A 5,172-nucleotide genomic window follows, 5' to 3' on the forward strand; every position below is an offset into this window, starting at 1 on the left:
GAAGGAAAGGACTTTTTTCTCTACGGCAAATTCGACTATCTCTTCGACGCGAAGAACTATCTGACGGCAAACCTGAATTGGGGGAGCACAAATACGCAGGTGCCGTTCGACATCAACGAGCAGGGGTTTTCTCCGGACGCGCAGGAGACAAATAACTCGTTTCAAACCGTGTCGTTCTATCATACGCTCTCCACCGACCCGGACAGAGAGAGCAATTTTTTTGCGGGGCTTCTGGCACGTCAGGGGGGCCTTCTCTATACGCCCGGGCCGGCGAGCCCCGCCTCCTTTCAGTTTTCAGGCGATAGCATCCTCTACGCGCTGACCGAAGATCGTTCGTTCTCATCTCTCGGTTTGATCACCAAGTACGATATTCGCCTGTCGCATCAGATCATGTTCAAGGGGGGCCTTACCGTTACGGCGACGACCGGAACGGAACATTTCACTTCGCGGGACAGCGCCGGCAGTCCCGGCCCGTCCGTGAGGGTTGATTATGCGGGCTCGGATTTCGGAATCTTCGGGCAGGCCGAATGGCACCCCTTCGAGTGGACGCGCCTGGATGCCGGGGTCCGGTACGACCAGCATGTGGCGCCCGATGCGGAGCTCCAGACACAGGTCAGCCCGCGCGTTCGTGTGAATTTCCTCATCGATGAGGCGAACACCGCCTACCTCTACTACGGAAGGCTGTTCATGCCGAATAACATCGAGGGGATCAGGCTCCTTGCGTCCAACGTGACCGGGGACGGTCTTCCGACCCTTCCGGAGAGAGATGATTTCTATGAGGCCGTCTATTCGCATTCGTTCACCTTCGGACTCAAGTGCAAGCTCGCGGCCTACCATAAGGAAGCCGGGCCCGGTGTCGACGACCAGACAATCGGTTCGAGCGCAGTAAAAACACCCGTGAATATCGAACATGTCAAAACGAGCGGCCTCGAAGCGGGACTTTCCTACAGCAGTCCCTCAACGCCGGTCACAGGGTACCTCAATGTAGCTCTCACCCATGCGTACGGGTCCGGTGCGATCACCGGCGGTTTCCTGCCCCAGGACGACGCCGGCGAGGCGACCGATCTGGATCACGATCAACGGCTCTCAATCGTCGGAAGCCTCAATTACCAGCCCTCCGACTGGTTTATCAACGCAACAGCAATCCATGGCTCGGGCCTGACCAACGGCAACCCGGGCGGTGGCGCGTTCGGGACCGGACTGTTCGACTTCAATCCCGATGCGCACACACCTCCCTACACCACGCTGAATCTTGCCTTCGGATACACCATTCGCCTCGAGGGCTCGGCGACCCTGGAACCTTCGTTGTATGTCACGAACATTTTCGACAGTGACTACCTGCTGAAAGGCGCGTATTTCAGCGGGGCGGCGTACGGTGAGAGGCGAAATGTCGTTCTAAAGCTCGCCCTTCATCTCTAGTGCGGGGCAAGCAAATGCGGGCGGATGGCAGAGTCTCATTTTGTCATCCTGAGTGAAGCGAAGGATCTCGCAGATCGGAAAGACGAGATCCTTCGGTCGCTACGCTCCCTCAGGATGACATACTCGATGAAATTGAGCCAGTACCCTACATTGCGTGTAGGGCGAAAAAACTGTATATTTACAGACCGTGATCTATAGGAACATGGCCAAAAGGATTCTCGCCTCGCTCGTGCTGCTGAGCTTTTGCGGCACGATTCCGGTCCTCACCGTCGCGCACTGGCACTCCATGAGTGCCGCGGCGGGACCGACGGCAGTTGCGCCTTTCGAGAAGAACCGCTCCACCGATGAGAACCCGATTTCCTGCTCCCTCTGTGCGAGGATTGTTTCTTCTGTTTCTTTCATCACGCCTTCGGTGGTCTTCCTCGCGATCCACACCCTGTTCGAAACGCCCTGCCATAAGGGCGAAACAGGCTTACTCTCCCTTCGCCACTCCCCCTGCCTCGACCGCGCGCCACCGCGGGACCATACGGTTTGTTAATTCAGCCGCCGGAGCCGATCCGGCGTCCTCGAACACAACGTATGGTCAAGCTCTATGTGGAACATCATCCTTGTTTCCCTTTTCACCGTGGCCGCGGTCTCTCCGGCCTTCTCCCAGGCCGACAGCACCGCCGCTGATTCGCTTCTCCTGAAACAACTGGAGCAGCAGATGCAGCCTCCCGCCCAAACGGCGCCTCCTCAGGCCCAGGTGCGCAGCGGGATATCGACGAACCCCAATATGAGCGCGATCGGCGATTTTCAGGGCGCGTACCATAGCGGGACGGGGAGAAACTATGATCTCTTCTTCAACGAAGGGGAGTTTTCCTTCCAGTCGTTTGTCGATCCGTACGCCCGCGCCGATTTCTTTCTTTCCCTGGCCAAAGACCGGTCGACGGGCAAGTTTGAGGCCGATCTGGAGGAGGCGTACCTGACCACGCTCGACCTCCCGGCGGGACTACAGCTCAAGGCGGGAAAATTCCGTATGAGCCTCGGGAGAATCAACCCGGTTCACCCCCACGCGCTTCCCTTCATCGACGTGCCCCTTGCCTATGAGAACTATTTCGGCCCGGACGGGCTGAACGACGAGGGCTTCTCTCTCAGCTGGCTCGTTCCGAACCCCCTCGACTTCTACCAGGAGCTCACGCTCGAGGTAACCGACGGGCCCGTCGACAATCCCAGCTTCTCCAGAAGCGGAGCCGACAAGTACCTCTACCTACTCCATCTGAAAAACTTCTGGGACCTGTCGCAGAACTCCACGCTCGAGCTGGGTGTTTCCGGGCTTACGGGCCCGAACGATTCCTCGTTCTCCACGACGATCGGGGCGCTCGATCTGACGTACAAATGGAAGCCTCTCCAGTTCAACACCTACCAGTCGTTCGTCTGGCAGAGCGAGGCCTATTTCAGCAAGGCGAAGGTCGCCCCCGACGTGGACGTGAACTCATGGGGGATGTATTCCTTCATCACCTACCAGATCGAGAAACGGTGGTTCTTGACCGGACGGTTCGACTATACAAACTTCCCGTACTCCTCCCAGCTCGTCGAGCGCGCCTATTCGGCGTCGCTCGGGTGGTATGCCACGGAATTCCAGAAAATCGAGCTGGAGGCAAGAACAACGACGAGCAATTTTCAGGACCAGTACCAGCAAGCCATGCTCCGATGGATCTTCGTCATCGGATCGCATGGGGCCCACGCTTATTGATCATCACCATCGAAAAGGTTGACGTATGAAACAGAGAGTTCTTTCCCTCCTTGCGATCTTCATCGCCTGGGCGATGCCCCTGCATGCGGATCAAAAGATAAGGGTCGTAACAACACTGACGGACTTGAAAAGCATCGCCGAGGCGATCGGCGGCGATAAGGTCGACGCGTTTGCGATCGCGACCGGATTTCAGAACCCGCATTTCGTTGATCCCAAACCGAGCTACATCCTCAAGCTCTCGAAGGCGGACCTCTTCGTGACGGTCGGGCTTGATCTTGAGGTCGGATGGGTCCCTCCCCTCCTGAACAGCGCCCGCAACGTGAAGATCCAGAAAGGGAGCGAAGGGTACGTCGACGTCTCCGAGAATGTTCCCCTTCTTCAGGTTCCTTCGAGCGTCAACCGGGCGGAGGGGGATATCCATATCTACGGGAATCCTCACTTCTGGATCGATCCTGTCCGCGGCAAGCAGATCGCCCGGAATATCTTCGAGGGACTGGCGAGGGTCTCCCCGGAGAACAAGGCAATCTTCCAGGAAAACCTGAACCGGTTCGACGGGAAGATCGATCTGAAGATGAAAGAATGGGCGGCAAAGATGGCCCCCTACAAGGGCACCAAGATCATCGCCTATCACAACGAATGGGTCTACTTCGAGCAGCGCTTCGGGCTCCAGATTGTCGATTTTCTCGAACCGAAGCCGGGCATCCCCCCGACGCCCAACCAGTTGCTCAAGGTCATCGGCGAGATCAAGCGGGACAACATCCGGGTGATCATCTCCTCACCCTATTTCACAACCGAATCCGCGGACCTGGTCGGCCGGCAGACGGGCGCGAAGGTCGTCGTGCTTGCGACGTCCGTGGGTGCGGAGGACGATATCAGGGATTATTTCGATGTGTTCGAAAACAACGTCAACAAGCTCGTGGATGCGCTCAAACAACCGGTCACCAGGTAAACCCAGCAGATCAAGAAGGGAGAAACCATGTTCGAAATGTTTCATCATGACTTTGTCCTCAGCGCCCTGGAAGTGAGCCTCGTGATGGGGTTGTTGCTCTCCTATCTCGGAGTCCACGTCGTCGGCCGGGGGATCGTCTTCGTCGATCTCGCCCTCGGGCAGATCTCCATGCTCGGGGTGGCCTTCGCGGGGTTCATCGAAAAGGATTCGACGCTTGTCTCGGTCATCTTTACGATGGCGGGGGCCTTTTTCCTCTCCTTCATCAACATCAGGGACAAGCGTTTGAAGCAGGAGGCGATCATCGGCATCATCTATGCGGTCGCCTCGGCCGCAACCGTCCTCTTCATCGCGAAAACCCCGCACGGAGAATCGGATATCTCCGAGGTTCTCTTCGGGAGCCTCTTCACGGTGACCGGCGAGAGCCTCCGGAACATGGCGATCGTCTTCGGCGCCATCGGGCTGGTCCAGGCCGTATTCCACAAGAAATTCTTCGCGCTCACCGAGTCGTTCGAGAACGGCCAGAGTGAGAAGGCGCTGCTCTTTAATCCGTGGAATTTCCTGTTCTATCTCTCCATCGGCCTCTCAATCGTTCTCGCAGTCCGGGCCGGCGGGGTCATCCCGGTCTTTTCCTATCTCATCATCCCTTCTGTTTCGGCGATCATGCTCGGAAGGTCCAATTGGTCGGTGGTGCTCATCGCGCTTCTGATCAGCGTGGCGGGGGGAGGGGCAGGATTGATGTTCGCGGTAAATTTCGATTTTCCGGCAGGCTCCTCGGTCGTTGCGGTGCTCGGAATGATTTTCGCGGCGGTGGCGCTCGTCAGGATCATCAAGGGCCCCCCGGGCGGAAGAAGAGGGCACGGCACGGCCGCGCCCGAACCGGTCAGCGAATCACGACCATCTTCTTCGAGGTGACGTCGCCTCCGGACGTCCAGACGCGGTAGAAGTAGACGCCGGTGGAGAGAGTTCCGGCGTCGAATTGCGCCGCATGTGTTCCCGGATCCTGCATCCGGTCCACTATGGTTGAAATCTCGCGACCGAGCATGTCATAGACCGTCACGCGGACGTGCTC

6 protein-coding genes are annotated in these 5,172 nt (G+C 57.8%); 4 read left to right on the forward strand and 2 right to left on the reverse strand.

What is annotated here, in order from left to right; genetic code table 11:
- The coding region (locus tag VI215_01285; GenBank protein ID HEY6190939.1) for a TonB-dependent receptor at positions 1–1,419 on the forward strand (1,419 nt) is incomplete at its 5' end.
- A gap of 192 nt (positions 1,420–1,611) precedes the next feature.
- Here the strand turns inward: VI215_01285 and VI215_01290 are convergent.
- Entirely contained in the window at positions 1,612–1,821 is a 210-nt protein-coding gene (locus tag VI215_01290; GenBank protein HEY6190940.1) for a hypothetical protein, read from the reverse strand.
- A gap of 190 nt (positions 1,822–2,011) precedes the next feature.
- Between VI215_01290 and VI215_01295 the strand changes: the two genes are divergently transcribed.
- The 3 genes from VI215_01295 to VI215_01305 are packed head-to-tail and all read left to right on the forward strand — an operon-like array spanning position 2,012 to position 5,015.
- Complete coding sequence (locus VI215_01295; GenBank protein HEY6190941.1) at positions 2,012–3,154, forward strand: hypothetical protein; 1,143 nt, start codon at positions 2,012–2,014, stop codon at positions 3,152–3,154.
- A gap of 25 nt (positions 3,155–3,179) precedes the next feature.
- Complete coding sequence (locus tag VI215_01300) at positions 3,180–4,103, forward strand: metal ABC transporter substrate-binding protein (protein HEY6190942.1); 924 nt, start codon at positions 3,180–3,182, stop codon at positions 4,101–4,103.
- 27 nt (positions 4,104–4,130) lie between these two features.
- Complete coding sequence (locus tag VI215_01305; GenBank protein ID HEY6190943.1) at positions 4,131–5,015, forward strand: metal ABC transporter permease; 885 nt, start codon at positions 4,131–4,133, stop codon at positions 5,013–5,015.
- On the opposite strand, the gene VI215_01310 is transcribed toward VI215_01305, so the two are convergent.
- The coding region (locus tag VI215_01310; GenBank protein HEY6190944.1) for a T9SS type A sorting domain-containing protein at positions 4,984–5,172 on the reverse strand (189 nt) is incomplete at its 5' end. The genes VI215_01305 and VI215_01310 overlap by 32 nt on opposite strands.

Source organism: Bacteroidota bacterium (assembly GCA_036522515.1).
Taxonomy (GTDB): domain Bacteria; phylum Bacteroidota; class Ignavibacteria; order UBA10030; family SZUA-254; genus VBOC01.